Below are 25,065 nucleotides of genomic sequence, written 5' to 3'. Positions count from 1 at the left end.
GCCGTTATCTCAACCTACATCAACTGCGTATTTCCTGTGGAGGCAGTCTTGCCAGAAGTACCAGTAAGTTTTATAATTTTGCCCCATGCAACACCCATTGTCATTATATAATACGCTCACGCGGCAGAAGTCATCCTTTGAACCCTTGCACAGTCCGTTCGTGGGGCTTTACGTTTGCGGACCTACCGTCTACGGCGACGCCCATTTAGGCCACGCCCGACCGTACATCACCTTTGATGTGCTACGCCGCTACATGCAGTACCTGGGATACAAAGTGCGCTACGTGCGCAATATCACAGACGTGGGTCACTTGCAGAACGACGCAGACTTCGGCGAAGACAAGATTCAGAAACTAGCCAAGGCCGCGCATCTGGAGCCCATGGAAGTAGTGGAAAAATACACCAACAGCTTCCACGCAGATATGGCTAGCTTGAACGTGCTGCCCCCAGACATTGAACCGCGCGCCTCGGGCCACATCATTGAGCAGATAGAGATGATTCAGGAGATTCTGGCCAACGGTTTGGCGTATGAGTCCAACGGGTCGGTGTATTTTGATGTACCCGCTTATAATAAGGAGCATAACTACGGCAAGCTTTCTGGCCGCGTGATAGAAGATTTGCTGTCCAATACCCGCGACAACCTGGAAGGGCAGGAAGAGAAGCGCTCGCCGCTGGACTTTGCGCTCTGGAAGAAAGCCTCGCCTAGTCATATCATGCGCTGGAATTCGCCGTGGTCAGAAGGATTTCCGGGTTGGCATTTGGAGTGCTCGGCCATGAGTAGAAAATACCTGGGCACGCAGTTTGACATCCACGGCGGCGGACTGGACTTGATGTTCCCGCACCATGAATGCGAGATTGCCCAAAGCCAGGCCAGCGACAACCACACAGACGCCGCCCGTTTCTGGATGCACAATAACCTCATCACCATCAACGGCAAGAAGATGGGTAAATCCTTGGGCAACTTCATTACGCTGGGCGAGCTGTTCACCGGGAAGCATGAGGTGTTGCAGCAGGCCTACAGCCCCATGACCATTAGGTTCTTCATCTTGCAGGCCCATTACCGTAGCACGCTGGACTTCAGCAATGAAGGCTTGCAGGCCGCGCGCAAAGGCTTCTTGAAGGTGATGAACGGGCTCCGCATTCTGGAGCAGTTGCAGTACCCAGAAACCACCGGTGACATTGACGCCAAAGCCGAAGAGGAAATCAAGAAACAAGTAGCCGAATTATTTACTAGCTTGAACGATGACTTGAACACGGCCAAAGTGATTGCGGCGCTGTTCAATCTGCTCAAGAAAATCAACAGCATGTTCACGGGCGGCTTTAAACTGGAGACCATTTCTAAAGAAGTGTTTGAGCAGATGCGTACCGCCTACCAGACCATGGTGAAAGACATTCTGGGCTTAAAAGAAGAGCAGACCGCCAACGCCATGGATATGCTGCAACTGGTGCTCAGTTTTTACAAAGAAGCCAAGGAAGCGAAAGACTACGCCAAGGTGGATTTAATCAGGGCGCAGTTGAAAGGACAAGGCATTGTCATTAAAGATATGAAAACCGGTATAGACTGGGCTTATGAAGAATAACATGAAAGTAGCGGCGCTCACCTTGTTAGTGGCGGCCAACCTGTTTGCCTGCAAAGACAAGAACACCGCCAGCACAGAATCCTCTGAACCTACCACAGAGACCGTGAAAGTGACCCCTCCCGCCTTCAGCGAAGACTCGGCGTACCAGTACGTGGCCGCGCAAGTGGCCTTCGGGCCGAGGGTGCCCAACACGCCAGCGCACCGCGCCTGCGGCGATTATCTGATTGGTAAGCTGAAAGGCTTCGGGACCACGGTGCAGGTGCAGAGCTTCACGGCCAAAGCCTATGACGGCAAAACCTTGGAACTGCGTAACTTCATGGGGCAAATCAATCCTAAAGCCGCCCGCAGAATCCTGCTGGCCGCCCACTGGGACACCCGCCATGTAGCCGACAAAGACACCCAAAACCGCGACAAACCCATTGACGGGGCCAATGACGGCGCCAGCGGCGTGGGCGTTCTGCTAGAAATTGCTCGTCAACTACAAGCCAATCCTTTAAGCGAAGGAATAGGCGTAGATATCATGCTCTTTGACGGCGAAGACTACGGCCAACCCGATGATGCCGGTGACTACATCCCGGATACCTATTGCCTGGGCTCGCAGCACTGGTCCAAGAACCTGATGCCCATTGGCTACAAGGCGCAGTATGGAATTTTGTTAGACATGGTAGGCGCCAAAGGAGCCCGCTTCGCGCAGGAAGAGATCAGCAGGACCTATGCCAAAAACGTGGTGGACAACATCTGGAAGACGGCACATAGCATGGGCTTCTCAGACTACTTCCCGTACCAGAATAGCCCAAGCATCACAGATGACCACTACTACGTCATCCAAAACGCAGAAATCCCAATGGCTGATATTATTGCCTATGATTCTACCAGTCCGGACGGCTACTTTGGACCGTACCATCATCGGCATTCAGACAACCTACAGGTAATTGACAAGAACACGTTGAAAGTGGTTGGTCAGACGGTGTTGCAGGTAGTAAAGTCAGAGAAGTAAGCATCAACTAAGAACAAATGAAACCCCGTTTTTGGGCTGTTTTCCAGAAAACAGCCCAAAAACGGGGTTTCATATTTAAGCCTGCTCCACGGTAAACGTAAGCGAGGTGCCGGCTGCGGTCACGTCTAACGTAGCCTCGCGACCAACCAGCAGGGCCAGGTTTCTGGGAACGTGGCCCACCGGAAAATCAAAGCAGATAGGATAGCCAAAATCTGAGCAATGTTCCAAGATCATTTCAGTTACATCTCTCCCGAAGGGGACTGCCGTGTCTTGCATGTCTGAGAACTGCCCCACCACCAGGCCGGCCAACTGCTGCAAACGGCCCAGGCGCTTGAGGTGCACCAAGACGCGGTCTACGTTGTAGAAATATTCGCCCACGTCTTCTAAGAACAGGATCTTGCCAGCGTAGTCTATGTCTGAGGCGGTGCCAATGATGTTGTTGAGCAGGATGAGGTTGCCGCCCACTACTTTACCTACGGCGGTGCCTTCCAGGTTGCGCGCGTGTGCCGGAACCGAGTAGGCGAGGGGCTCGCCAAACAAGGCCTGGCGCAGGGTTTCATCCGCTTCCTGGGTGTCGGGCTGGCCCATGAGCAGGGGCATGGTGCCGTGTATGCTCTCCAGGCCCAGCGCGTGCAAGTGGCAGTGCAGTGAGGTGATGTCACTAAAACCTACTATCCATTTGGGGTGCTTCTTGAGAAGACTAAAATCCAAGGCGTCCAGAATGCGGGTGGTGCCGTACCCGCCGCGGGCCGAGAAGATGGCCTTCACCTCATGGTTGTCCAGCATCTCCTGGAAGTCTTGGGTACGGAGCGCGTCTGTGCCGCCAAAGTAATGGTCCTGGGCGCCAATGGTCTGGCCTAGGAGTACGTTCAGACCCCAGCTCTCCAGCAGCTGTACGCCCAGGGCAACATCCTCCAGGCTTACTTTTCTGGCCAAACAAACAATGCCAACGGTGTCTCCTTTCTGCAGGGCGGGTATGTTCACGGTTTTCTTAGAGCTATTGAATCTTGAAAGTAGCAAAAGCCCACAAAAGAGGAGCCGTTTTTGGCGTATTTTCTGGAAAACAGGCTAACAACGGCTGCTTGTTTCAAGGGCTAGAATAAGCTATTTGTTGGATGGTAGATTGAAAAATTATAAACCCAGAAAGGAGGATAATACTGAAAAGTAGGTAGTGTTTTTGATAATAGGAGATGTCTATATTTGCTAACAAGTTAACTGATAATACTATACCTCTCTCATAAATCATAAAACATGGAAAACTACTACAAAAAAGACGAGGCACGCGACTATTTGCAAAAGATTCTAGTGCTGGGCTTCCTGTTCCTGGCCCTCGCCTTGACCAGTCTTGCGCAAGGCAAGAAGCCGGCCGTTACCCATCAATCGGCTAAGAAGGCGGCACCGCTTAAAAAGGATGCCGCTCAGCGGGTGGGTTTGAGCAACCTGTCAAGCCGCCGTACTGGTGACCCCGCCAGGCTACCCGTGAATGTCCAAACGTATTCCTGGGGATCCAATGGTTGGAATGCAAGCTATAAATCTACCTACACGTACAATGCCAATGGCCAGGTGACGCAATTAATCACCACAGACGGGTCCAGCAACACCAACCAGACCAAAACCACGTTTGCCTATGACCCTGCCACCAAGCAGCTAACCGAGTATATGTTCTACTACTGGGAGAATGGGGCCTGGGCACTGCAGTACGGCAACAAGCATGTGCTCACCATTACCAATAACAGAGTTACCCAGGAGATTTATCAAAGCTACGAGGAGGGCACCTGGAAGAATTTAGAAAAGGAAACCTATGCCTACAATTCTGCCGGAAAGCCTGTGGAGATTGTGTATTATGAAATGGTTGACGGCAGCTGGGTGCCCGAAGACAAAACACTGGCAGAATACGCGGGCGGCAGCGCCTTGCCCACCACCGTCACCGAGCAGGAATACAATGGAACTACCTGGGTGAACGACGAGCGCGAAATCAACATTGTATGGGATGACGCCTCTAAACTGAGCACCACCAACTGGAGAGACTGGAATGACATAGGCGGGGAATACCAGGAATTTGTAGAAGGAGCCTGGGTCAATGTAGACAAGCGGGCCACGGTGTTCCAGGAGAACGGCAGCTATATAGAGACCTGGTCTGAGTGGGTGAACAACGCCTGGGTGGCTTCTGACCGTGACGTAGTGGTATTTGACGCCAAAGGAAATGAAATCTCCAACCAGTCTGAGGAATGGGAAAACAATGCCTGGGTCATCACCTGGGGAATGAAGTTCCAGCATACCTACAATACCACCAATGACATCACCGAGACCATTGTGCAGCGGTATGACACAGATGAATCAAGCTCCACTTACAAGACCTACCAGAATTCTGAGCGGTACGTGTACAGCAACTTCCAGACGGTGCTGGCTGCCAGAAAAGAGCTGGAATTGGCTCACGTAGTGTACCCTAACCCGGTGCAGGACAGAATCACCATCAAGCTGGACAACACGGCCGGCGGCACCTTGCACGTCCTGAGCCTGACCGGCCAGAAAATGCTGAGCGCCCAACTAAACAAAACCGTAGCCTCGCAGGAGATACAGGTAGACCAGCTGCCTGCCGGTAATTACATTCTGCAAATCCATTCAGGAGGAAACGTGCGCACCAAAAAAATTGTAAAGCTGTAACCGGTTCCTTCCTTTTTCCTACAGACAGCCTCGGTTCTCACTGGCAGAGCCGAGGCTTCGTTTTTGGCCCATTTCCCGGAAAACAGCCCAAAAACGGTCAACAGTTCTAGCACTTTCACCTCCACTTTCTTATTCCTACTTCAAAATCACTTTCCCTCAATTCGTAATTTCTAATTCGTAATTCACCAAAGCGTCCCGTATCTTCCCAGTTCTGATTATCAATTATTAATTACTAATTACTAATTACCAAAACGTGGCCCGTATCCAGATTGACCTTCCTGCCAGCTATTCCTTCAAGACGCAACTGCCTATCAGAATCACAGACCTCAATTATGGTGGGCATTTGGGCAATGACGCACTATTGAGTCTGTTGCATGAGGCACGGGTGCAGTTCTTGAAAGTGCACGGCTACTCAGAGCTGGACTTGGCGGGTGCGGGCTTGATTATGAGTGATGTGGCCATCGTCTACAAAGGCGAAGGCTTCTACGGCGACACGCTCACGGTACAAGTGGCGGCCACTGACTTTAACAAGTACGGCTTTGACCTAGTGTACCTGCTCACCAACCAGAACGGAAAAGAAGTGGCCAACGCCAAAACGGGCATGCTGTGCTTTGATTACAGCATCCGGAAATTAAAATCAGTACCCCAAGAAGCCCGGGAGCGCCTGGAAACTAAAGCGTAAGATATTTTGTACCTTTGTGGTATGAGTACCACATTGATTCCAGACATAGAGATTCTGAACCGCCAGGACATTAGAAAGCTTTCCTTAGACCAACTCAAGGCATGGATGACCGAGCAGGGCGAAAAGCCTTTCAGGGCCAAACAAGTGTATGAGTGGATTTGGAAGCTGACAGCTACGTCGTTCGCGGAGATGAACAACATTGCCCTGCCTCTCCGTGAGAAACTGGAACGCCATTTCACCATCAACAGCGTGGCCGTGAACACCAGCCAGCTGAGCGAAGACTACACCATCAAATCTACCTTCAGGCTGTATGACGGCAACATTGTAGAGGGCGTACTCATTCCGCACCCTAAGCGCATGACCGCCTGCGTGTCTAGCCAGGTGGGTTGCTCCTTAACCTGCTCTTTCTGCGCGACCGGCAAGATGGACCGGATTAGAAACCTCAACGCTGATGAGATTTATGACCAGGTGGTGCGCATCAAAGAACAAACCGAAGGCAATTACAATCGTCCCCTCACCAACATTGTGTACATGGGCATGGGCGAGCCTCTCTTGAACTACGCCAACGTCATGAAGTCTATTGAGCGCATCACGGCGGCAGACGGCTTGAATATGGCCGCCCGTAGAATCACAGTCTCTACCGCCGGCATTGCCAAGATGATTAAGAAGATGGCCGATGACGGTATTAAGGCCAACCTCGCGCTTTCTTTGCACGCCGCCAATGACGTAAAGCGCAACGAAATCATGCCTATCAATGAGACCAACTCACTGGAGGCCCTAAAAGAAGCGCTGGTGTATTACCACAATAAATCTGGCCGCAAGGTCACCTATGAATACATCTTGCTTAGCCACTTCAATGACAACATTGAAGACGCCAAGGAATTGCTGGAGTTCTCTAAGCTCATCCCGTGCAAGGTGAACATCATTGAATACAATCCTATTGGTGACGGTCTATTCCAGAAGTCTGAGGATGCTCGTTTAGAGCCGTTCATGCGCTACCTGGCCGATAGAGGCGTGCAAGTGAACGTACGCCGTAGCCGTGGCAAAGACATTGACGCCGCCTGCGGACAGCTCGCCATCAAAGACCAACAACAAGAAGCCTAAGCGTTCTTGTGATGATATAAAACAGAAAGCGCTACCCTTGAGTAGCGCTTTCTGTTTTTGGTCTGTTTTCTGGGAAATAGCCTAAAAACGACTACTGTTTAGAAAATCAATGACACAACTCACCCCAATTGTCATCCTGAAAGGACCTTGTGAGCGAACTGTAATGACGTTTGATTAAACGCTTTTTTAGTTCGCAACCAAGATCCTTTCTGGATGACAAAAGAGGGTGGAGCAGGAGAATTGTGAACAGAATGAAGGCAATTATTCCCACTTTAGTCCTTCATTCTGTACACTGGTATTTCTACAAAGTAGGCTTGTTAGGTGCGCGCAAGGCGTCTCTAATCTCAGTAAGCAATACTTCTTCTTTAGTAGGAGCCGGCGGTACGCCCGGCGAATCTGCTTTTTTGCGTTTGAGAGAGTTCATCAGCTTGACCACCATGAAAATGGCGAAGGCGATAATCATGAAGTCAATCAGGCTCTGGATGAAGTTACCGTAGTTCAAGGTCACGTCTGTGAACTTGCCTTCGGCGTCTTGTACGCCTCTTTTCAAGATGATTTTAAGATCAGTGAAGTCCACGCCGCCCAAAAGAACACCTAGCGGGGGCATCAAGACATCATCCACAAATGACGTGACCACCTTCCCGAAGGCCGCGCCAATCACAACCCCCACTGCCAGGTCTACCACGTTACCTCGCATGGCAAACTCTTTGAATTCCTTCATCATAGACATATTCCTAATTTGGTATGTGAAGCTTGGTTGAATAAGCCTCGGGTTAAACAATACATTGAAATAGTAAGGGTGCCGGAAGGAATGATTAACGGCGAGTTACAATGTGTACATCTCCCTCAGGCAAAGCATTAGCTTAATGCAATATATGCGTATTTCCCGCAATTGCAAACAAATCGTTTCTAGCCTCTTTCACAGAAAACAGCCCAAAAACGACAAAGCCGATGCGGGTGAGGCATCGGCTTTGCGAAGAATTAGAAAGAGCGACGTGCTTACAGGCCTTCTTTCTTAGTGGTGTCTTTGATGATGATGGCGTCTACGTTCTTGTTCCTGATGAGCTGGTTCAAGGCCGGAAGCTCTTTGGTGAACACCTGGTTCAGCTTCTGCAACTCCTTGTCAATCTCAGCAGTGATTTCCTTCTGGAATGCGTACTGTTGCTCTGTAGGCTTATAATCTCCCTGTGATGCCTGCGAGGCTACGTTGGCCAGACGGTTGTTCAGCTTGATAGGATAGTTCAACGGGTCCTGGCCCGAACGGTTCTTAGTTTGGTACAGGGCCTCTTCTACCTCGGTCATGCGCTTGTTCAGGTCCTTAGCGGTGGCCAGCACATCTTTCATGTCCTCACGTCCCTGGAACTTAGACGTCACGCTGTTAATCTGCGTACGCGCCTCCCGTATTTTACTGATGGCATCGTTGGTTTCGGTGAGCTTGTCACGCACCGAAAGCAAGAAGTCAAACTGCGCTTTCAGGTCGGCTGGGGCGGTTTTACTGCGTGGGTCCTGTACAATCTCAAAGTCGGTTTCCTGCTTCTGGCCGTTCACCGTGAGGCGTGCAGTGTAGGTGCCCGGAATGGCCCTTGGTCCTTGCGTGCCGCCTCCCCACAGAATCATGCCTTCAAACTTAGAGGCCTCTGGGTAGAGCATGTTCCAGACGAAGCGGTTCATGCCGTCTTTCACGTCCAGTTTAGAGGTGCGGTCTTTGGCATTGCTGGCGTATTTCTTAATCAGCTTTCCGTCTTTCTGTAGCAATTCTAAAGTCACCGTAGTAGCCGAGTCTGGTTTCTGCGCCAAGTAGTAGTGAATCATTACTCCACCCGGATGGTTCTGGCCCTCTAACTTAGGATTAGCGGCGTTGCCGCCATTCATGCGGTAGCTGGGCATGGGCTTGTACAAGTGCACTTTGCTGCTGGCCACGGTGCTGTTGAGCTGGTGCAAGGGCGTCAAGTCATCAATAATCCAGAAGCTTCGACCCTGGGTGGCGGCAATGAGGTTGTCGTTTTTAATGGTCAAATCGGTGATGGGCACAATTGGCAGGTTCAGTTGGAACGGTTGCCAGTTCTTGCCATCGTCAAAGGACACGTACATGCCATATTCCGTACCGACGTACAACAAGCCAGCGCGTTTAGGGTCAACGCGCACTACGCGGGTGAAGTGGTTCTCTGCAATGCCTTTGGTGATTTTGGTCCAGGACTTTCCGTAGTCATCCGTTTTGAACAACAGCGGCTGGAAATCGCCTTTTTTGTAGAGCGTGGCGGCAAAATACATCACGCCTTTCTGGGTGGGATGCGGTTCTACGCTGTTCACCATGCTCCATTCGGGCAGGTTTTTGGGCGTCACGTTCTTCCAGGTCTTGCCGCCGTCGCGGGTTACGTGCACCAGGCCGTCGTCAGAGCCGGTCCAAATCACGTTTTCCTCGGCCGGTGACTCGGCTGCCGCGAAGATGGTGCCGTAGTACTCCACGCTGGTGTTGTCCTTGGTAATAGGGCCCCCCGATGGTCCTAAAGTAGACTTCTCATTGCGCGTCAAATCTGGGCTGATGTCCTGCCAGCTTTGTCCTTCATTAGTGGTCACGTGCAAATAGTTGGACGTGGTATACATCTTCTTAGGGTTGTGCGGCGAGAAGAAGATAGGGAAGTTCCACTGGAAGCGGTATTTCAAGTCTTCGGCGCCGTGGCCCATGGGGTTGTCTGGCCACACGTTGATGGTGCGCTCAAAGCCGGTAGAATGGTCTACACGTGCTAAGAAACCACCATAGTTACCGCCGTACACCACCTCTGGGTTGGTAGGGTCAACGGCAATGTGGGCACTCTCGGCACCCGCGGTTTCTTCCCAATCATGCATGCCAATGCTACGGCCGGTGGTGCGGTGGGCAATGCGCACGGTAGAATTGTCCTGCTGCGCACCGTAGATGCGGTACGGGAAATGGTTGTCTGTGACCACGCGGTAAAACTGCCCGGTAGGCTGATTGTCCATGGAACTCCAGTTCTGACCGCCGTCAAAGCTCACCTGCGCGCCGCCGTCGTCTGCTATGATCATGCGCTTGGGATCTTCGGGGGCAATCCATAAATCATGGTGGTCACCGTGTGGGGCATTGTAGCTTTTGAACGTGCGGCCGCCGTCTGTAGAATGATGATAGCTTACGTTCATCACGTACACGCCGTCTTCGTTTTTAGGGTCTGCGGTCACGCGGGTATAGTACCAGGCGCGCTGGCGCAGGTTGCGGTCATCATTGAGCTTGGTCCAGTTCTGCCCGCCGTCATCTGATCTAAACAGTCCGCCGTCCTCGGCTTCTACCATTGCCCATACGCGCTGGTTGTTCACCGGAGAAACGGCTACGCCGATGATGCCCAAAGTACCTTTCGGTAAGCCGGTATTTTTAGACAGTTCTTTCCATGTGTCACCGCCGTCTGTGCTTTTCCAGATACCAGAACCTGGTCCACCCGAAGACAGGCTGTACGGCGTGCGTTGCATGCGCCAGGTGGTGGCATATAGGTTGCGCGGGTTCACGGGGTCAATGGTCAGGTCAAAAGCGCCTACTTCTTTATTCACAAACAGCACGCGCTCCCAGTTTTTGCCACCGTCTTTGGAACGGTACACGCCGCGCTGTTCATTGGGTGCATAAATATTCCCCAGAACCGCTGCATAGACTAAGTCTGGGTTTTTAGGGTGAATGCGCACGCGTGGAATGTGCTTAGAATCCTTCAGCCCGATGTGTTTCCAGGTAAGGCCGGCATCTTCCGACTTCCACATACCGAAGCCCGAGGACACGTTGCCGCGCACCGTTTTCTCACCTTCGCCCACATACATCACGTTCGGGTCAGACTCGGCTACGGCCACTGCGCCAATAGAACCCCCGAAGAACTTGTCAGAGATATTCTCCCAGCTTGATCCGCCGTCTTTGGTGCGCCAAACACCACCGCCCGTGCTGCCAAAATAAAATAGGTTAGGCTGGCCCGGCACGCCTACCGCTGTCCCTGAGCGTCCGCCTCGGTATGGCCCGATGGAGCGCCACGTCAGGGCATTGTATAGTTTCTCGTCGTAGCCTTCTTTGCTGGCTTTGGCCTTGGAGGATTTTGAAGTAGCAGGTTTCTGTTGCGCCTCACTGGGCAAGGCAGGCAACAAGAGCAATCCGCCTAATAACACGGGCACGGACTGACGCAGGAACCGCTGCGGGAAAGGGTTCTTCATGGGAGATTCTGGTTTGTTAGGTAGTGTATAGGATTGAGTGTCTGAAGCTAAGCAAAAAAGCCTTTGCTTGGATAGAAGGTAGGCGTTTTTGGCCTGTTTTCTGGGAAAGTGGCCAAAAACGATTGTATTACAATTTCTTCTTATCCATATCCTTCAACAGCCGAACTGTCATATAGCCCAGCCCCACGGCTACAATGCCAAGGGCCGCCCAAAGAATGATTTTAGAGCCTGTGTTGGCTTTTTTCTCCTTTTTCAGTGAGGTGATCTTTTGGATAGAGACCAATGGCAGCGTGGCCGGAATGCTGTCCTGAAAATGGTGGAGGTCATAGTGCGGGGCGTCTAGGTCTTTGTCTCCGTAGCGCAGGGTGTAGGCTTGGTTGGGTTGCAGTTGGGCCAACAGGTAGCGGTTAAGTTGCAGCACCTGCACCGAGTCAATGGTAAGCGGCGCGTTGTCTTCGTTTTGGAGCTGGATGACCAATTGCTCTACTTTTCTTCGGGGTAGATAGACCTGTGCAGGCGCGTTGGAGTGGAGGATGAACGGTTCAAAAATGAGGTGCCTGTTAGTGCGTTGACGCCGCTTTCTCTCTCGTCTGGTTCCTCCCGTGCGTTTTCCTAGAACCACCTTTCCCTCGCGGTAGTACAGTTGAGGAGAAGAGACATAGAAGACCAACTGTTCTGGATACACGGGTTGCCCGAAGTCCAGACGCAAGTACGTAATCTTGTCGGAGCTGTCTTTGCGGGAGGAGTGCTGAATGGGAATGCGGGTGTACTTGCCGGCCTCAGAATAGGTGTCATAGTAGCCGGCTTTTAAGATGTTGAGCGGCGCGCTGGCAGAGTCGTTGAGTTGTAGCCTGAAGTAGCGGTACTTGCTCAGCGGGAAGTCCAGCAACTTGACCTCGGCGGTCTGCTTCTCATTTCTGATGGCGTAAAGCACGTCCTGCTCTTTGAGCACGTACCAATCCTGCTGGTTGTCACTGCCGCTCAGGGCCACGGTTTTTCGTACTTCGGCATTGCCAATGAGCAGGCTGATGTTGTTGATGCTCCGTTGTTCTGGGTTATGGATGAGCAGTTCAGACAAACCCCCAGGCCGACGGGTATAGCGCAGAATCTGGTAGGGCTTGAAGAGCGTTTTGTATTGGACGGGCTGTTCTATTTGCAAGAGGTACGGCACTGCTTTGCCGTCTGAACCATACAGGCGTAAATCTTCCATGCCCGGTTGCAGGCGCCCTGTCACACTTGCCGGCAACAAAACCTTGTGCCATCCCGAAGCCGGTACCGGGGCCAGCGCAGCCTGCCACCCGAAGTCCTGCCCGAAGGCGGTGTGCATGCCCAGGCACAAGGCCAGCAAGAAGAGGCTACGCATCTGTAACGGAAGTGTCGGGCGCTTGGGCATCATCAACAAGAATGAGGTTTTTGAGTTTTTGGTACATAAAGGACACCACCAGCAAGATAACGCCCAAGCAGATGAAGGCCGCAATCTTTCCGCCTTCAGAAATACCCCTGATGTCAAACAGGAACAGCTTCACCAAGGTCAGGAAGAACAAGGAGAGTGAAATGATGCGTAAGGTCTTCAGCTTTTTAGACATGCCCAAGGCCATCAAAATAAAGGAAGCCACGCCCCAAAGAATCGGGAAGCCAATCTTTCTAATATGTTCCTGCAAGGCGTAGATGCCAGTCTTGGCGTCGAAGAAGAAAATCATCCACCAGTGCTCCAATTCAGTGGAAGCTAAGAAAACAGCTACAAAACTCACCACCCACAGACCAATCTTGCCTAACCTACTGTGCAGCCCCACCATTCTTTGAAGCAACTTCACCATGCCAAAAAGTAAGGCCGGAATCAACAAAAACGGCAGATAATGGAGCAGGAAGGACCCGAAGGTTTCGCCTTGCCCTAGCAAATAGGCATTGCGGGTATCTGTGACAATGGGGTGGAGAATGACCAGATAAGAGAGAATGGCCGCCAAAGAAAAGGCCAATGCGCCCCATTGGTAAACAGGATTTCCGCGGCGCTGTCCCCACCAAACCAACCCCAGCAAGTACAGATAATGGAACAGGCCTAAGACCAGCATCTGGGCATTGGCGCTGAGCATGGAGAATCCTAATTGGTGGTCCAGTTCCAGCACCAATACCAAGTACAGGCAAATGACCAAGGCTACACCTACCAACTGTCGATATCCTCGCCAAAACCGAGTGTGATACATAGTCACTTCCTCTTTGCCCAGCAACCACCAAGTACCCGCCAATCCGACCACAGCTACTATGCCGGTTACAAATAGTTTATTGACAAGCGGAGGTAATTGCGTTCTAGTAATTGTATAGCCCATCCAGTCCATTCCCAAACTCACCACCATCAAGCCCAACACCAGCACCGACGCAGATTTAAGCAACTGAATACCTGATCGCTGGAACAACCATAAAAGCATAACTGCCTCCAAGGCCCAGAACAGCGTAATGTAATTGCCCTCCAGTTGAACCGGAGCCGTTAAACTCACAAACGTGAGCACCAGGCCAATGAGCAGGTACACCAGGTTTCGGTCCACCTGCCGGCGGCGGTACAAGCCAAACGCGAAGGCAAAGTTGAACACCGCCAACAAAATTGTGAAGAGTCCTTGGTACTGCCCTTGCCCCAGAAACGACAAAATATACATGCCCGAGGCGTAATACAAGAAGGTGTTGCTGAGCAGGACCAGAATTTCGGGGGCGGTGAAGCGTCTGCTTTCTTTGAGGTTGTAAACGATGTTCATCAGGAAGAACACCAGGTAAAAGAGCGTCGCAAACAACAAGGCGCCGGCATGAGGCGCTCCCGGTTCTGCCACTACCTTAGTGCCTAGCCAACCACCGTACAGAATGATGGTGAAGGCATAGGCAATGAGGTTGAGCAGGTTCCATTTCTTAAAATACGCCAGCACCAGAATGCCCACGTTCAACACCAGAATAAAGCTGAAGAGCACCACGTAGTTGCCCTCGCCGGTGCTGAGCATGAACGGACTGCCAAACCCGCCAATCAAAGCCAGCACCGCCAGCTCAATTCTGTCATAGGCAATGGACAGGAAGATGGTAAAACCCGTAATAGCCACCATCAACAAAAACGCCGCAGTCTGACTGAACAGCTGGTATTCATGAAAGGCAATGGCAATGGTGAAATACAGAATGGCCATACCGCCACCCACCAGCACAGAGCTGAACGCCTTGTATTCTATTCTAAGCTTGTGCGCTACCGCAATGAGCGCGCCACCCGCCAGCAATCCAATGGCCACGCGGCCAATCTCATTTATCCAGTCCTGGTCAATGGCATACTTCACAAAGAACCCAATGCCCAGCACCAGAATGGCAATTCCCAGCTTGTTGATGAGGTTCTCGCCAATGAATTTCTCCCAGTCAAGGTTCTCCGTGAAGGAAGTGAAGACATTTTTGCGAGGAGATTTTTCTTGTGCTGGCGTGAAGGCCGCCGTGGCTTGCCGTTCAGGTACGTAGGGCTCAAATACGGGAGGTTTAGGAGCAGGTCTTGGAGGCGGTGCAGGTAAAGGGACGGGCGCAGGCGCAGGTTCTCTTACTGGCGAAGCGGTAGAAGCAGTGTCTCGTTGAGTAGCAAGAGCCGCAGCGTCTAGGGGAGATACCTTGGGTCGTTGGGCTTGCTGTTCTCTAAGAAGTCGTACCTCGTCCTGCAATCTTTCAAGCGTGTGGTTTTGCTGTTCTAACCGTGTCATCAAACGGCTGCCAGTCACCAAAAGCAGTACCAGTAAGACGATGAGCAATAAAATTTCCATAGAACCCCATCACATGTATAGAAGACTATATTACAACTTTATCTTGTAAAATCATGTGTGTGAAGGTTGGCAATTAGAAGTGCTTACTTGTGTAAAAAGTGTTTTTGGCCTTTTTTTTTTAGAAATCAGCCCAAAAACGAATAAGCACCGTCCCTTCTCCCTGAGGGAGAAAAGGCTGGGCCGAGGAGATTGGCGTTGGAGAGGCGGCAAATGACTAGCGCGAGTCTCCAGACGCGTGCCTACATATGGAGGGTAGTCTCCAGACTACCCTCGCGGGTACCGCGAAACCATTGGGTAATGTCTTCTTTTGCTGAGGCTATCCTGCACGAGTAAGTCATCCCCCAAGACGAAATGCGCAGAAGGTCATGTAGAGACAACGGCATTGCCTTTTCTCTAACGCATTGCCTTCGTTGCTGATTTTTCTACAGCTGTAAACACGCTTCTTCAGAGTTATGCTCGCTGGTGTAAACACCCCTCTACGCTCCCCTCAAGGGGGGAATCTGCGGTTTGAGATGGCATTGGCGCAGACGCTCGCAGGTCCTGCCGGACGCTGCGAGCGTCTTTTGAGTTGGCGCATGAGACCTGTGAGGTTTTCAAAACTTTATAGGTCTCTTCGTTTTTGGGCTGTTTTCTGGGAAATAGGCCAAAAACGGTTTTGCAGTAATCGTGACTTGAAACCAATAGCTACATAAAAAAAGCCCCACTGTAAACAGTGGGACTTTTTTTATTGCATGAAGCGCAGAATCGCTTAGCCGTTGGCTTGGGCGTAGCGCTGGTTTACTTCGTCCCAGTTGATGAGGTTGAAGAATGCTGTGATGTACTCTGGTCTGCGGTTCTGGTATTTCAGGTAATAGGCGTGCTCCCAAACATCCAGGCCAAGGATAGGCAGACCGCCGCAAGATTCAACGCCTTCCATTAAGGGGTTGTCTTGGTTAGCGGTAGAGCAGATTTGCACACCGCCGCCTTCAACAGCGCACAGCCAAGCCCAGCCAGACCCGAAACGCGTAGTAGCAGCCTTAGTAAACTCTTCTTTGAACGCGTCATAAGACCCGAAGGCCTTGTCTATCGCCTCGGCTACCGGGCCGGTTGGGTTACCGCCGCCGTTCGGGCTCAAGATGGTCCAGAACAGGTTGTGGTTGTAATAGCCACCGCCGTTGTTTCTAATAGCAGGGGTTTTTACCGCATCACGCAACAACTCTTCAATAGACTGACCTTCTTTGTCAGTGCCTTGAATGGCGTTGTTCAAGTTGGTAGTGTAGGCCTGGTGGTGCTTGGTATGGTGGATTTCCATGGTCTGACGGTCAATGTGCGGTTCAAGCGCATCGTACGCATACGGAAGTTGCGGAAGTTCAAATGCCATAGTTTTCTGAGGTTAAGGTTTTACAATAAGTGATGTCTGTATAGACATACGGACTGCGCCAAAGATAATCTAAATTCTTTTCGCTCTAAAAAAATCAGACATGAGCTGGCTGCACTCGTTCGCCAGTATGCCCGCCACCAGTTCGGTCTTGGGGTGCAACAGGTTCACGCCGGTTCTTCTATAACCGCGCTTCTCATCTGCGGCGGCATAGACTACGCGCTTTAACTGTGACCAGTAGCTGGCGCCAGCGCACATCACGCAGGGTTCTACGGTCACATACAAGGTGCAGTCATGCAGGTACTTGTTGCCCAAATGGTTGGCGGCGGCGGTAAAGGCCAGCATCTCGGCGTGCGCGGTGACGTCGTTCAGCTTCTCAGTCTGGTTGTAGGCGCGGGCAATGATCTTGTTCTGGCAGACAATGACGGCGCCGATTGGGATTTCGCCTTCCTCTAAGGCGTATTGCGCTTGCTTGTAGGCTTCGCGCATGAAATGTTCGTCTGAGTGTATGCTGAGCACGGCTGGGTTTGGGTTAAATGAAAAACGGGTAGCTCTGTTTACCGCTACCCGTTCTGCTATGTTACAAAAGCGTTTTTGGCCTGTTTTCTGGAAAAGAGGCCAAAAACGATAAAAATTACTTGACTTGGGCGCTCGCCATGATCTCCCTGGCCGTTTCCTGCCACTGCGGCTGCAATTGTGCCGGGGCGTTAAAGCTGAAGATGAGCATCTGGTCTTTTAAGAAGGTGTACTGAATGATGGTGTACTTTCTCACCGGGGCCAATTGCACGGTCTTGCGCTCGTCTTTAACGGTAGAGACAAACTCAAACACTAAAAAATCGCGGCCGTTGATCTTCTGGCTTTCCTCTTTAATGAATTTCACCTCAGAGAACATGCGCTGGATGGACGCCTTGTAAAACGCCTGCATCATTTCCACGTCTCCCTCTGGGAACGTGCTGGGGCGCTGGTTTACGCTGATGTCAATCTGGCCGTCTGGGCTGGTAAAAACGCCCACTGGTTTGCGCGCCGCCGGATATTCCTTGGCAATGCCATCATCAGGCATCACGGTAAACGTCTCTGGAACGGATAAGCTCACAGTCTTGGTAATGGCTACCTTCTTCAGCTTAGGACCGGCAAAGGCCAGCAAAAACGGGAGAAGGAGCGCTATCAGATATTTTCTGTTCATACTATATAAGGGTGTTGGTGCCTTAGCGGCTAAAAGCAAATACCGGGCCGGTAAGTTCCGGCAGAAGGTGGCGCAAAGGTAGGGGAGAAAAGAGGAGCTTTTCAAATGCTGAGCGGGCAGAGAAAAAGCCCGGCTAAAATAACCGGGCTTTTGCCATGTTTGAAGAAAGCTTGAATAATTCAAACAAGGAAGGCCTAGCGTCTGAGGGGGAGACCGCTAAACCTGAAGCGAACATTTCTGTTCTGCTATGTAAAGAAAGAATTTTTTTGAGAATAATAACAGAAGTGCCCGGTTTTATTTGATTTTTTCTAAAAGGAATATCGTTTGACCAAGAAGATTTTAGAAAAAGCCAAGTCCAATCGATAGTATCCTCAGGATCCTGTACCATTCTGTATTTTCCTTTGAATCTTAGGTAATAGTACCTAATTTTGCCACCTAATTTGCTTTATTATGGAACCTACAACAACTGCGCAATATTTACCCGGCGATTACCTGCCCATTGTGATTCAGTTCGCGGCTGCTTTGGGCTTTGTGGTTTTTGCCATGGTGGTCACCCACCTCATTGGTCCCAAGCGCCACAGCAAGGTGAAAGACGCCTCCTGGGAGTGCGGCATAGAGTCCAAGGGTGATGCCCGTGCCCCCATCTCCATCAAATATTTCCTGATTGCCATCCTCTTTGTACTTTTTGACGTGGAGGTGATTTTCTTGTATCCATGGGCCGTGAACTTCAGGGCGCTGGGCGTGGACGGCTTTGTGTGGATGATTCTGTTCATGGGATTACTTTTGACCGGTTTCTACTACGTTCTCAAGAAAGGCGTCCTTAAGTGGGAGTAGAATTGCATTTTACCGCCGCTGGCAACAAACTATTATAAGCTTACTCGTGTTCTGGGTATGGGCGTTTTTGGCCTCTTTTCCAGAAAACAAGCGAAAACTAACATGAGCGATAACAAAAGCGATATTACCATGGTGAATGCCCCTGAGGGCATGGAGGGTTCTGGTTTCTTTGCCACCTCTTTTGAGAAGGTGGTGGGCCTGGCCCGCAAGCACTCTTTGTGGCCTTTGCCGTTTGCGACGTCTTGCTGCGGTATTGAGTACATGGCCACCATGGGTTCTCACTATGACATTTCCCGTTTCGGGTCTGAGCGTCCCAGCTTCTCTCCGCGGCAGGCAGACTTGCTCATGGTGATGGGGACCATTGCCAAGAAAATGGCGCCAGTGGTAAAGCAGGTGTATGAGCAGATGGCCGAGCCCCGTTGGGTGATTGCCGTGGGCGCGTGCGCTACCAGCGGAGGTATCTTTGACTCTTACAGCGTATTGCAAGGTATTGACCGCGTGGTACCGGTAGACGTGTACGTGCCGGGCTGCCCGCCGCGCCCAGAGCAGATTTTGGACGGCCTCATGCGCATCCAGGATTTGGCTGCCAATGAGTCCCTGCGCCGCCGTAACTCACCAGAATATCAAGCATTACTAGCTTCTTACAACATTAAATAGGCATGTCCGAACTTACCAACGAACTCCTCATCCAGAACCTTCAAGCGAAGTTTGGGGACCAGGTGTTTGATATCCAGGAGCCGTACGGTCTGGTCACCGTGACCACTACCCGTGAAAATATCATTCCCATGCTGCAGGCGCTGTATGATGATGAGATGATGCAGTTCCAGTTCCTCACCACCATGTGCGGCATCCATTACCCAGACAACAAGGGGCAGGAGCTGGGCGTGATCTACCATGTGCACAGCCTGGTGCACAATGTGCGCCTGCGCATTAAAATCTTCTTCTCTGAGGATGATGCCGTGGTGCCTACTGCTACCAACCTGTACGCCACCGCCAACTGGATGGAGCGCGAGACCTGGGATTTCTACGGCGTCCGGTTTGAGGGCCACCCCAACTTGATCCGCATTCTAAATGTGGAAGAGATGGAAGTGTTCCCCATGCGCAAGGAGTTCCCGCTGGAAGACCAAACCCGCGAAGACAAGATTAATACCTTCTTCGGAAGATAAAATGGCCCCAGCCGAGGATTGCCCATAAAGGCGGTCATCGGCTTTAGCCGCATACCCTAACAGCCATCATGGAGTTAGACAAAACAACTACTACAGAGATTAACACCACGGACACCTACGTACAGGAGTTAACCACTCTCAACTTAGGTCCTACGCACCCGGCCACGCACGGCATCTTCCAGAACATTCTACAGATGAATGGTGAGAAGATCGTTTCTGGCGTTCCTACCATTGGCTACATTCACCGCGCCTTTGAGAAGATTGCCGAACGCCGCGCCTTCTACCAGATTACACCGCTCACTGACCGCATGAACTACTGCTCCTCACCTATCAACAACATGGGTTGGTGGATGACAGTGGAGAAGCTGTTAGGCGTGACGGTTCCAAAACGTGCCGAATACATTAGAGTGATTGTGATGGAGCTGGCCCGTATTGCGGACCACTTGATCTGTAACTCTATTCTGGGTGTGGACACGGGCGCCTTCTCGGGCTTCTTGTACGTGTTCCAGGAGCGTGAGAAAATCTATGAGATCTACGAGGAGATCTGCGGTGCCCGTCTGACGACCAACATGGGTAGAATTGGCGGCATGGAGCGTGACCTTTCGCCGTTGGCCATTGAAAAAATCAGAAAATTCTTAGCTGAGTTCCCGGCTGTGATGCGGGAGTTTGAGACCATGTTCAACCGCAACCGCATCTTTGTGGACCGTGTGGAAGGCGTGGGTCCTATTACCGCAGAGCGTGCCTTGAACTACGGCTTCACAGGTCCTAATCTGAGAGCTGCCGGCGTGGACTATGACGTGCGCGTTATGAATCCTTACTCTTCTTACCAAGACTTTGAGTTTGACATTCCGGTAGGCACCAAGGGCGATACTTATGACCGCTTCATGGTGCGGAATGAGGAAATCTGGCAGAGCTTGCGCATCATTCAGCAGGCCATTGACAACTTGCCAGAAGGTCCTTACCATGCAGATGCGCCAGAGTTCTTCCTGCCGCCAAAGCAAGAGGTGTACCGCAACATGGAAGCCTTGATTTACCACTTCAAGATTGTAATGGGCGAGATTGACGCACCAGCCGGTGAAGTCTACCATTCAGTAGAAGGCGGTAACGGCGAACTAGGTTTCTACCTGGTGTCTGACGGCGGCCGCACGCCGTACCGTTTGCACTTCAGAAGACCTTGCTTCATTTACTACCAAGCCTACCCAGAAATGGTGGTGGGCACGCAGTTGTCAGATGCCATTGTGATCCTTTCTTCTATGAATGTGATTGCCGGTGAGCTAGACGCTTAAGACAGTTAACAGGTAACAGTAAATAGTTATCAGTTAGCAGAGCACAAGAATACATTGCATCCTGTTATATATAAAGGAATAGGGAAGCACAGTTAGCAGATACAACTGCTTATTGTTTACTGGATCCTGTTCACTGACCACAATGGATCAACCAGCAGAAAAGAAAGAAGTACAGTTCTCAGAGGGGGCCCTAGCCGAGATTCGGCGTTACATGTCCCATTACCCGGCAGACCGTCAGAAGTCAGCGTTGTTGCCCATCCTGCACATTGCGCAGGCCGAGTTTGGCGGCTGGATAAGCCCAGAGGCGATGGACAAGGTAGCCGAAATCCTGAACATTCAGCCAATAGAGGTGTATGAGGTGGCCACCTTTTATACCATGTTCAACCTGAAACCGGTGGGCAAGCACGTGTTGGAGGTTTGCCGAACGGGGCCCTGCATGCTGCGCGGCTCAGATCAGTTGATTCAGCACTTGGAGAACAAGTTGGGTTGTGCCGTGGGTGAGACCAGCGCAGACGGAAACTTTACTTTGAAGACCGTGGAGTGCCTTGCCTCTTGCGGTACCGGCCCAATGTTGCAGGTGAGAGAGCAGTATTATGAGAATTTGGACGCTGCCAGCGCAGATCAGTTGCTGGAAGACCTGAAAGCTTCAACGGTGAAGAAACCATGGGAAGAAAATTATTAACGGAACATATCAACGTTGAAGGCATTGAAACCTTTGACGTGTACCGCAAGCACGGTGGCTACGCCTCTGTAGAGAAAGCGTTGAAGACCATGTCCCCAGAGGAAGTGGTGGAAGAAGTGAAAACGTCTGGCTTGAGAGGCCGTGGTGGCGCCGGTTTCCCTACGGGAATGAAGTGGAGCTTTTTGGCTAAGCCAGAAGGCAAACCACGTTACCTGGTGTGCAACGCAGATGAGTCTGAGCCAGGCACCTTCAAGGACCGCTACCTGATGGAAAAACTGCCGCACCTTTTGGTGGAAGGCATGATCACGTCTAGCTACGCCTTGGGTTGCCGCACCTCTTACATCTACATACGCGGGGAGTTAATGTACATCCTACGCATTCTGGAGAAAGCCATTGCCGAAGCCTATGCCAACGGTTTCTTGGGTGAGAACATCTTAGGAAGCGGTTACTCTCTGGATTTACACGTGCACCCAGGCGGTGGCGCGTACATCTGCGGCGAAGAGACGGCTTTACTAGAATCTTTGGAAGGCAAGCGCGGTAACCCGCGTAACAAGCCACCTTTCCCGGCGGTGTGGGGCCTTTACGGCTCGCCAACGGTGGTGAATAACGTGGAGTCCATTGCAACTGTTCCCTGGATTATCACCAACACTGCCGCTGAATACGCCAAGATTGGTGTAGGACGCAGCACAGGTACCAAATTGATTTCCGCTGGTGGTAACATCAATAAGCCGGGCGTGTACGAGATTGAGCTGGGCGTGCCGGTTGAAGAATTCATCTACTCAGATGAATACTGCGGTGGCATCTGGAAAGGCCGTGACATGAAAGCCGTCATTGCCGGTGGTTCTTCAGTTCCAATTCTGCCAAAGGATTTAATCTTGAAAACCGCCGCTGGCGAGGATAGATTGATGACGTATGAGTCGCTTTCTGATGGTGGTTTTGCCACGGGTACCATGTTGGGTTCGGGCGGTTTCTTCGTGATGGATGACCAGACCTGTATTGTGCGCCATACCTGGACCCTGGCCCGTTTCTACCACCATGAGTCGTGCGGACAGTGTAGCCCATGCCGTGAAGGAACCGGTTGGTTAGAGAAAGTCTTGCACCGCATTGAATACGGCCATGGCCACATGCATGACATAGACTTGCTGGTGAGCGTTGCTAAGCAGATTGAAGGGAATACCATCTGCCCGTTGGGTGATGCGGCAGCCTGGCCGGTAGCGGCTGCGGTTCGTCACTTTAGGGAAGAGTTTGAGTGGCACGTGAAACATCCAGAGCAGGCAACTTCTCCGGGTGCGGTGTTCAACAAGAATGCTTCGGTGTTAGCCTAAAAGAATTTCGTTTTTGGCCTGTTTTGCAGAAAAGAAGCCAAAAACGAGCAATAGATTAAATAGCCATTTGCTGATGTTCACCTACAGGTGACAACCAGCAATCAACAAGATAGTGAAATGGTAAAGATAACTTTTGATGGCATAGAGGTGGAGGTAGAAGAGGGAACTACCATCCTCAACGCAGCCCGTAAAATAGGCGGCGATGTGGTTCCTCCGGCCATGTGCTATTATACTCCTTTGAAAGGAAGCGGCGGAAAGTGCCGGGCTTGCCTGGTTAAGGTAGCGGCTGGTTCTGCCAAAGACCCGCGCCCTATGCCTAAGCTGGTGGCTTCCTGCATTACCCCGGTACAAGACGGCATGGTGGTGGAGAACACTACCAATCCAGACGTACTGGCCGCCCGCAAAGGCGTGGTGGAAATGCTGTTGATTAACCACCCACTGGATTGCCCAATCTGCGACCAGGCCGGTGAGTGCGATTTGCAGAACTTCTCTTATGAGCACGGCACATCGGCTACGCGGTATGAAGAAGAGCGCCGCACGTTTGAGAAAAAGGACATAGGCCCATTGATTCAACTGCACATGACGCGTTGCATCCTGTGCTACCGCTGCGTATACACCGCTGACCAGATTACGGACAAGCGCGTGCACGGCGTGTTGGGTAGAGGCGATGCCGCCGAGATTGGTACCTACATTGAAAACGTGATTGACAACGAGTTCTCTGGGAACGTGATTGACGTGTGCCCGGTAGGCGCCTTGACTGACAAGACGTTCCGTTTCAAAAACCGCGTGTGGTTCACCAAACCCATGGATGCCCACCGCGACTGCCCTACCTGCTCTGGTAAAGTGGTGCTGTGGATGCGCGGCAATGACGTATTGCGTGTTACGGGCCGGAAAGACAAGTACGGCGAGGTGCAGGAGTTCATCTGCAACGAATGCCGCTTTGACCACAAAGATCCGCAGGACTGGACCATTGAAGGGCCTCGTCACATTGACCAGGGTTCTGTGATCTCTGCCAACCACTATGAGTTGCCGGTGTTGAACGTACCGGTGGTGCCTAACTTGCCAGGATCAACCGAAGAAGATTTAAAATCCACTCCTTTTAACCTAGGAAGACAAGTATAATGGAGCTAACCCTATTATTGATCAAGGCAGCCATCATCTTCGCCATTTTTGGCATTACCCTGCTGATTGCCACGTACTCTACCTACGCAGAGCGCAAGGTGGCGGCGTTCATCCAGGACCGCGTGGGACCCAACCGGGCGGGTCCGTTTGGGTTGGCGCAGCCTCTGGCAGATGCCGTTAAGCTTTTCTTCAAAGAGGAGTTCGTGCCGGCCAATGCCAATAAGTTCCTGTTTGTGGCTGGTCCATCACTGGCCATGTTGACGGCCTGTATGGCCAGCGCCGTGATTCCGTTTGGCAATACCCTCATCATTGGGGACATGGTCATTCCGTTGCAGGCCATTGAGGTGAACATCGGCATTCTCTACATCTTCGGGGTAGTGGCCTTGGGCGTGTACGGCATCATGATTGGTGGCTGGGCGTCTAACAACAAGTTCTCATTGCTGGGTGCCATTAGAGCGGCTTCGCAGAACATCAGCTATGAGCTGGCCATGGGTATGTCCATCATTGCGTTGCTGTTGCTGTCTGGAACGCTTTCCATGCGCGGCATAGCTGAGCAGCAGGGAGCAGACCTGTTCGGGATCTCTGGCTTCAACTGGAACATCTTCTACCAGCCGGTAGGCTTCATCATCTTCATTACCTGTGCCTTTGCTGAGACCAACCGCGTTCCGTTTGACTTGCCTGAGTGCGAGACCGAGCTGATTGGCGGGTACCACACGGAGTACAGTTCTATGGGCATGGGCTTGTACCTGTTTGCGGAGTACGTGAACATCTTTGTGGCCTCTGCCGTGATGTCTACGCTGTACTTTGGCGGCTATAACTTCCCATTCATGTATGACCTGGGCTTGCCGCACAACGTGGTGACCATCCTGGGTACGGTGGCCTTGTTTGGCAAGATTTTCTTCTTCATCTTCTTCTTCATGTGGGTGCGCTGGACCTTGCCGCGCTTCCGGTATGACCAATTGATGAACCTGGGCTGGAAAATCTTGATTCCGTTGTCCATCCTGAACGTGATCTTGACAGCGGGTGCCATTTTACTGAAGGAAGAATACTTCAGATAAACGATTGCCTGCACCATTGTGATGCTTCTTTCTATTTGAGAAAAGCCTTACCTACTATTTAAAGA

General features: G+C 51.5%; 21 protein-coding genes. 13 read left to right on the top strand and 8 right to left on the bottom strand.

Features of this window, described 5'->3' with window-relative positions:
- Nucleotides 1-85 precede the first annotated feature (85 nt).
- Both cysS and GU926_RS09650 read left to right on the top strand, forming a co-directional pair.
- Nucleotides 86-1,579, top strand: coding sequence for a cysteine--tRNA ligase (gene cysS, locus GU926_RS09655; protein WP_160691328.1), 1,494 nt, complete (start codon nucleotides 86-88; stop codon nucleotides 1,577-1,579).
- Nucleotides 1,569-2,576: a M28 family peptidase gene (locus tag GU926_RS09650; RefSeq protein ID WP_160691326.1), complete on the top strand. Its 1,008-nt coding sequence runs from the start codon at nucleotides 1,569-1,571 to the stop codon at nucleotides 2,574-2,576. Before cysS ends, GU926_RS09650 begins: the two co-directional genes overlap by 11 nt.
- 75 nt (nucleotides 2,577-2,651) lie before the next feature.
- Here GU926_RS09650 and GU926_RS09645 read toward each other — a convergent pair whose 3' ends face one another.
- Entirely contained in the window at nucleotides 2,652-3,560 is a 909-nt protein-coding gene (locus GU926_RS09645; RefSeq protein ID WP_160691324.1) for a S66 peptidase family protein, read from the bottom strand.
- Nucleotides 3,561-3,827: 267 nt separating this feature from the next.
- On the opposite strand from GU926_RS09645, the gene GU926_RS09640 reads away from it, so the two are divergent.
- The 3 genes from GU926_RS09640 to rlmN all read left to right on the top strand — a co-directional run bounded on the left by GU926_RS09640 (nucleotide 3,828) and on the right by rlmN (nucleotide 7,026).
- Nucleotides 3,828-5,240 carry a T9SS type A sorting domain-containing protein gene (locus tag GU926_RS09640; RefSeq protein ID WP_160691322.1) on the top strand — a complete coding sequence of 471 codons (1,413 nt, stop codon included), beginning with the start codon at nucleotides 3,828-3,830 and terminating at the stop codon, nucleotides 5,238-5,240.
- 253 nt (nucleotides 5,241-5,493) lie between these two features.
- The gene (locus tag GU926_RS09635) at nucleotides 5,494-5,922 is read left to right on the top strand and encodes a thioesterase family protein (RefSeq protein ID WP_160691320.1); all 429 of its coding nucleotides are present in this window, start codon (nucleotides 5,494-5,496) and stop codon (nucleotides 5,920-5,922) included.
- Nucleotides 5,923-5,943: 21 nt separating this feature from the next.
- Nucleotides 5,944-7,026, top strand: a complete 1,083-nt coding sequence (gene rlmN, locus GU926_RS09630) for a 23S rRNA (adenine(2503)-C(2))-methyltransferase RlmN (RefSeq protein ID WP_160691318.1) — start codon at nucleotides 5,944-5,946, stop codon at nucleotides 7,024-7,026.
- 301 nt (nucleotides 7,027-7,327) lie between these two features.
- On the opposite strand, the gene mscL is transcribed toward rlmN, so the two are convergent.
- The 7 genes from mscL to GU926_RS09595 form a co-directional block, all read right to left on the bottom strand.
- On the bottom strand, nucleotides 7,328-7,756 hold the full coding sequence (gene mscL, locus GU926_RS09625) for a large-conductance mechanosensitive channel protein MscL (RefSeq protein ID WP_160691316.1): 429 nt from the start codon (nucleotides 7,754-7,756) through the stop codon (nucleotides 7,328-7,330).
- A gap of 269 nt (nucleotides 7,757-8,025) precedes the next feature.
- Entirely contained in the window at nucleotides 8,026-11,220 is a 3,195-nt protein-coding gene (locus GU926_RS09620) for a WD40/YVTN/BNR-like repeat-containing protein (RefSeq protein WP_160691314.1), read from the bottom strand.
- 127 nt (nucleotides 11,221-11,347) lie between these two features.
- Nucleotides 11,348-12,583, bottom strand: a complete 1,236-nt coding sequence (locus GU926_RS09615; RefSeq protein ID WP_160691312.1) for a DUF3999 family protein — start codon at nucleotides 12,581-12,583, stop codon at nucleotides 11,348-11,350.
- Entirely contained in the window at nucleotides 12,576-14,987 is a 2,412-nt protein-coding gene (locus GU926_RS09610) for a DUF2339 domain-containing protein (RefSeq protein ID WP_160691310.1), read from the bottom strand. The genes GU926_RS09615 and GU926_RS09610 overlap by 8 nt, the downstream gene beginning before the upstream one ends.
- Before the next feature lie 748 nt (nucleotides 14,988-15,735).
- Nucleotides 15,736-16,347: a superoxide dismutase gene (locus GU926_RS09605; RefSeq protein ID WP_160691308.1), complete on the bottom strand. Its 612-nt coding sequence runs from the start codon at nucleotides 16,345-16,347 to the stop codon at nucleotides 15,736-15,738.
- 69 nt (nucleotides 16,348-16,416) lie between these two features.
- Nucleotides 16,417-16,863 (bottom strand): nucleoside deaminase, encoded by a 447-nt coding sequence (locus GU926_RS09600; RefSeq protein WP_232058285.1) that lies wholly within the window; start codon nucleotides 16,861-16,863, stop codon nucleotides 16,417-16,419.
- A 115-nt stretch (nucleotides 16,864-16,978) separates the two neighbouring features.
- Entirely contained in the window at nucleotides 16,979-17,527 is a 549-nt protein-coding gene (locus GU926_RS09595) for a hypothetical protein (RefSeq protein WP_160691306.1), read from the bottom strand.
- A 450-nt stretch (nucleotides 17,528-17,977) separates the two neighbouring features.
- Between GU926_RS09595 and GU926_RS09590 the strand changes: the two genes are divergently transcribed.
- The 8 genes from GU926_RS09590 (at nucleotide 17,978) to nuoH (ending at nucleotide 25,000) form a co-directional block, all read left to right on the top strand.
- Nucleotides 17,978-18,361 (top strand): NADH-quinone oxidoreductase subunit A, encoded by a 384-nt coding sequence (locus tag GU926_RS09590; RefSeq protein ID WP_160691304.1) that lies wholly within the window; start codon nucleotides 17,978-17,980, stop codon nucleotides 18,359-18,361.
- Between the two features lie 102 nt (nucleotides 18,362-18,463).
- The gene (locus GU926_RS09585; protein WP_160691302.1) at nucleotides 18,464-19,018 is read left to right on the top strand and encodes an NADH-quinone oxidoreductase subunit B; all 555 of its coding nucleotides are present in this window, start codon (nucleotides 18,464-18,466) and stop codon (nucleotides 19,016-19,018) included.
- A 2-nt stretch (nucleotides 19,019-19,020) separates the two neighbouring features.
- On the top strand, nucleotides 19,021-19,527 hold the full coding sequence (locus GU926_RS09580; RefSeq protein ID WP_160691300.1) for an NADH-quinone oxidoreductase subunit C: 507 nt from the start codon (nucleotides 19,021-19,023) through the stop codon (nucleotides 19,525-19,527).
- A 68-nt stretch (nucleotides 19,528-19,595) separates the two neighbouring features.
- Nucleotides 19,596-20,813, top strand: a complete 1,218-nt coding sequence (nuoD, locus tag GU926_RS09575) for an NADH dehydrogenase (quinone) subunit D (RefSeq protein ID WP_160691298.1) — start codon at nucleotides 19,596-19,598, stop codon at nucleotides 20,811-20,813.
- 142 nt (nucleotides 20,814-20,955) lie between these two features.
- Complete coding sequence (locus tag GU926_RS09570; RefSeq protein WP_160691296.1) at nucleotides 20,956-21,495, top strand: NADH-quinone oxidoreductase subunit NuoE family protein; 540 nt, start codon at nucleotides 20,956-20,958, stop codon at nucleotides 21,493-21,495.
- Nucleotides 21,477-22,820: an NADH-quinone oxidoreductase subunit NuoF gene (gene nuoF / locus GU926_RS09565; RefSeq protein WP_160691294.1), complete on the top strand. Its 1,344-nt coding sequence runs from the start codon at nucleotides 21,477-21,479 to the stop codon at nucleotides 22,818-22,820. The genes GU926_RS09570 and nuoF overlap by 19 nt, the downstream gene beginning before the upstream one ends.
- Before the next feature lie 117 nt (nucleotides 22,821-22,937).
- The gene (locus tag GU926_RS09560; RefSeq protein WP_160691292.1) at nucleotides 22,938-23,942 is read left to right on the top strand and encodes a 2Fe-2S iron-sulfur cluster-binding protein; all 1,005 of its coding nucleotides are present in this window, start codon (nucleotides 22,938-22,940) and stop codon (nucleotides 23,940-23,942) included.
- The gene (gene nuoH, locus GU926_RS09555) at nucleotides 23,942-25,000 is read left to right on the top strand and encodes an NADH-quinone oxidoreductase subunit NuoH (RefSeq protein WP_160691290.1); all 1,059 of its coding nucleotides are present in this window, start codon (nucleotides 23,942-23,944) and stop codon (nucleotides 24,998-25,000) included. Before GU926_RS09560 ends, nuoH begins: the two co-directional genes overlap by 1 nt.
- The last annotated feature ends 65 nt before the right edge of the window (nucleotides 25,001-25,065 follow it).

The sequence above is a fragment of the Nibribacter ruber genome (genome assembly GCF_009913235.1).
Classification (GTDB): Bacteria; Bacteroidota; Bacteroidia; order Cytophagales; family Hymenobacteraceae; genus Nibribacter; species Nibribacter ruber.
This window is presented reverse-complemented; position numbering and strand designations above follow the sequence as displayed.

Coding starts and splice junctions, on each gene's coding strand:
- nuoH (WP_160691290.1), top strand. CDS start 23,942: ATGGAGCTAACCCTATTATTGATCAAGGCAGCCATCATCTTCGCCATT.
- GU926_RS09650 (WP_160691326.1), top strand. CDS start 1,569: ATGAAGAATAACATGAAAGTAGCGGCGCTCACCTTGTTAGTGGCGGCC.
- GU926_RS09585 (WP_160691302.1), top strand. CDS start 18,464: ATGAGCGATAACAAAAGCGATATTACCATGGTGAATGCCCCTGAGGGC.
- GU926_RS09595 (WP_160691306.1), bottom strand. CDS start 17,527: ATGAACAGAAAATATCTGATAGCGCTCCTTCTCCCGTTTTTGCTGGCC.
- GU926_RS09580 (WP_160691300.1), top strand. CDS start 19,021: ATGTCCGAACTTACCAACGAACTCCTCATCCAGAACCTTCAAGCGAAG.
- cysS (WP_160691328.1), top strand. CDS start 86: ATGCAACACCCATTGTCATTATATAATACGCTCACGCGGCAGAAGTCA.
- GU926_RS09620 (WP_160691314.1), bottom strand. CDS start 11,220: ATGAAGAACCCTTTCCCGCAGCGGTTCCTGCGTCAGTCCGTGCCCGTG.
- nuoF (WP_160691294.1), top strand. CDS start 21,477: ATGGGAAGAAAATTATTAACGGAACATATCAACGTTGAAGGCATTGAA.
- GU926_RS09570 (WP_160691296.1), top strand. CDS start 20,956: ATGGATCAACCAGCAGAAAAGAAAGAAGTACAGTTCTCAGAGGGGGCC.
- GU926_RS09615 (WP_160691312.1), bottom strand. CDS start 12,583: ATGCGTAGCCTCTTCTTGCTGGCCTTGTGCCTGGGCATGCACACCGCC.
- mscL (WP_160691316.1), bottom strand. CDS start 7,756: ATGTCTATGATGAAGGAATTCAAAGAGTTTGCCATGCGAGGTAACGTG.
- GU926_RS09560 (WP_160691292.1), top strand. CDS start 22,938: ATGGTAAAGATAACTTTTGATGGCATAGAGGTGGAGGTAGAAGAGGGA.
- nuoD (WP_160691298.1), top strand. CDS start 19,596: ATGGAGTTAGACAAAACAACTACTACAGAGATTAACACCACGGACACC.
- GU926_RS09605 (WP_160691308.1), bottom strand. CDS start 16,347: ATGGCATTTGAACTTCCGCAACTTCCGTATGCGTACGATGCGCTTGAA.
- GU926_RS09610 (WP_160691310.1), bottom strand. CDS start 14,987: ATGGAAATTTTATTGCTCATCGTCTTACTGGTACTGCTTTTGGTGACT.
- GU926_RS09640 (WP_160691322.1), top strand. CDS start 3,828: ATGGAAAACTACTACAAAAAAGACGAGGCACGCGACTATTTGCAAAAG.
- rlmN (WP_160691318.1), top strand. CDS start 5,944: ATGAGTACCACATTGATTCCAGACATAGAGATTCTGAACCGCCAGGAC.
- GU926_RS09590 (WP_160691304.1), top strand. CDS start 17,978: ATGGAACCTACAACAACTGCGCAATATTTACCCGGCGATTACCTGCCC.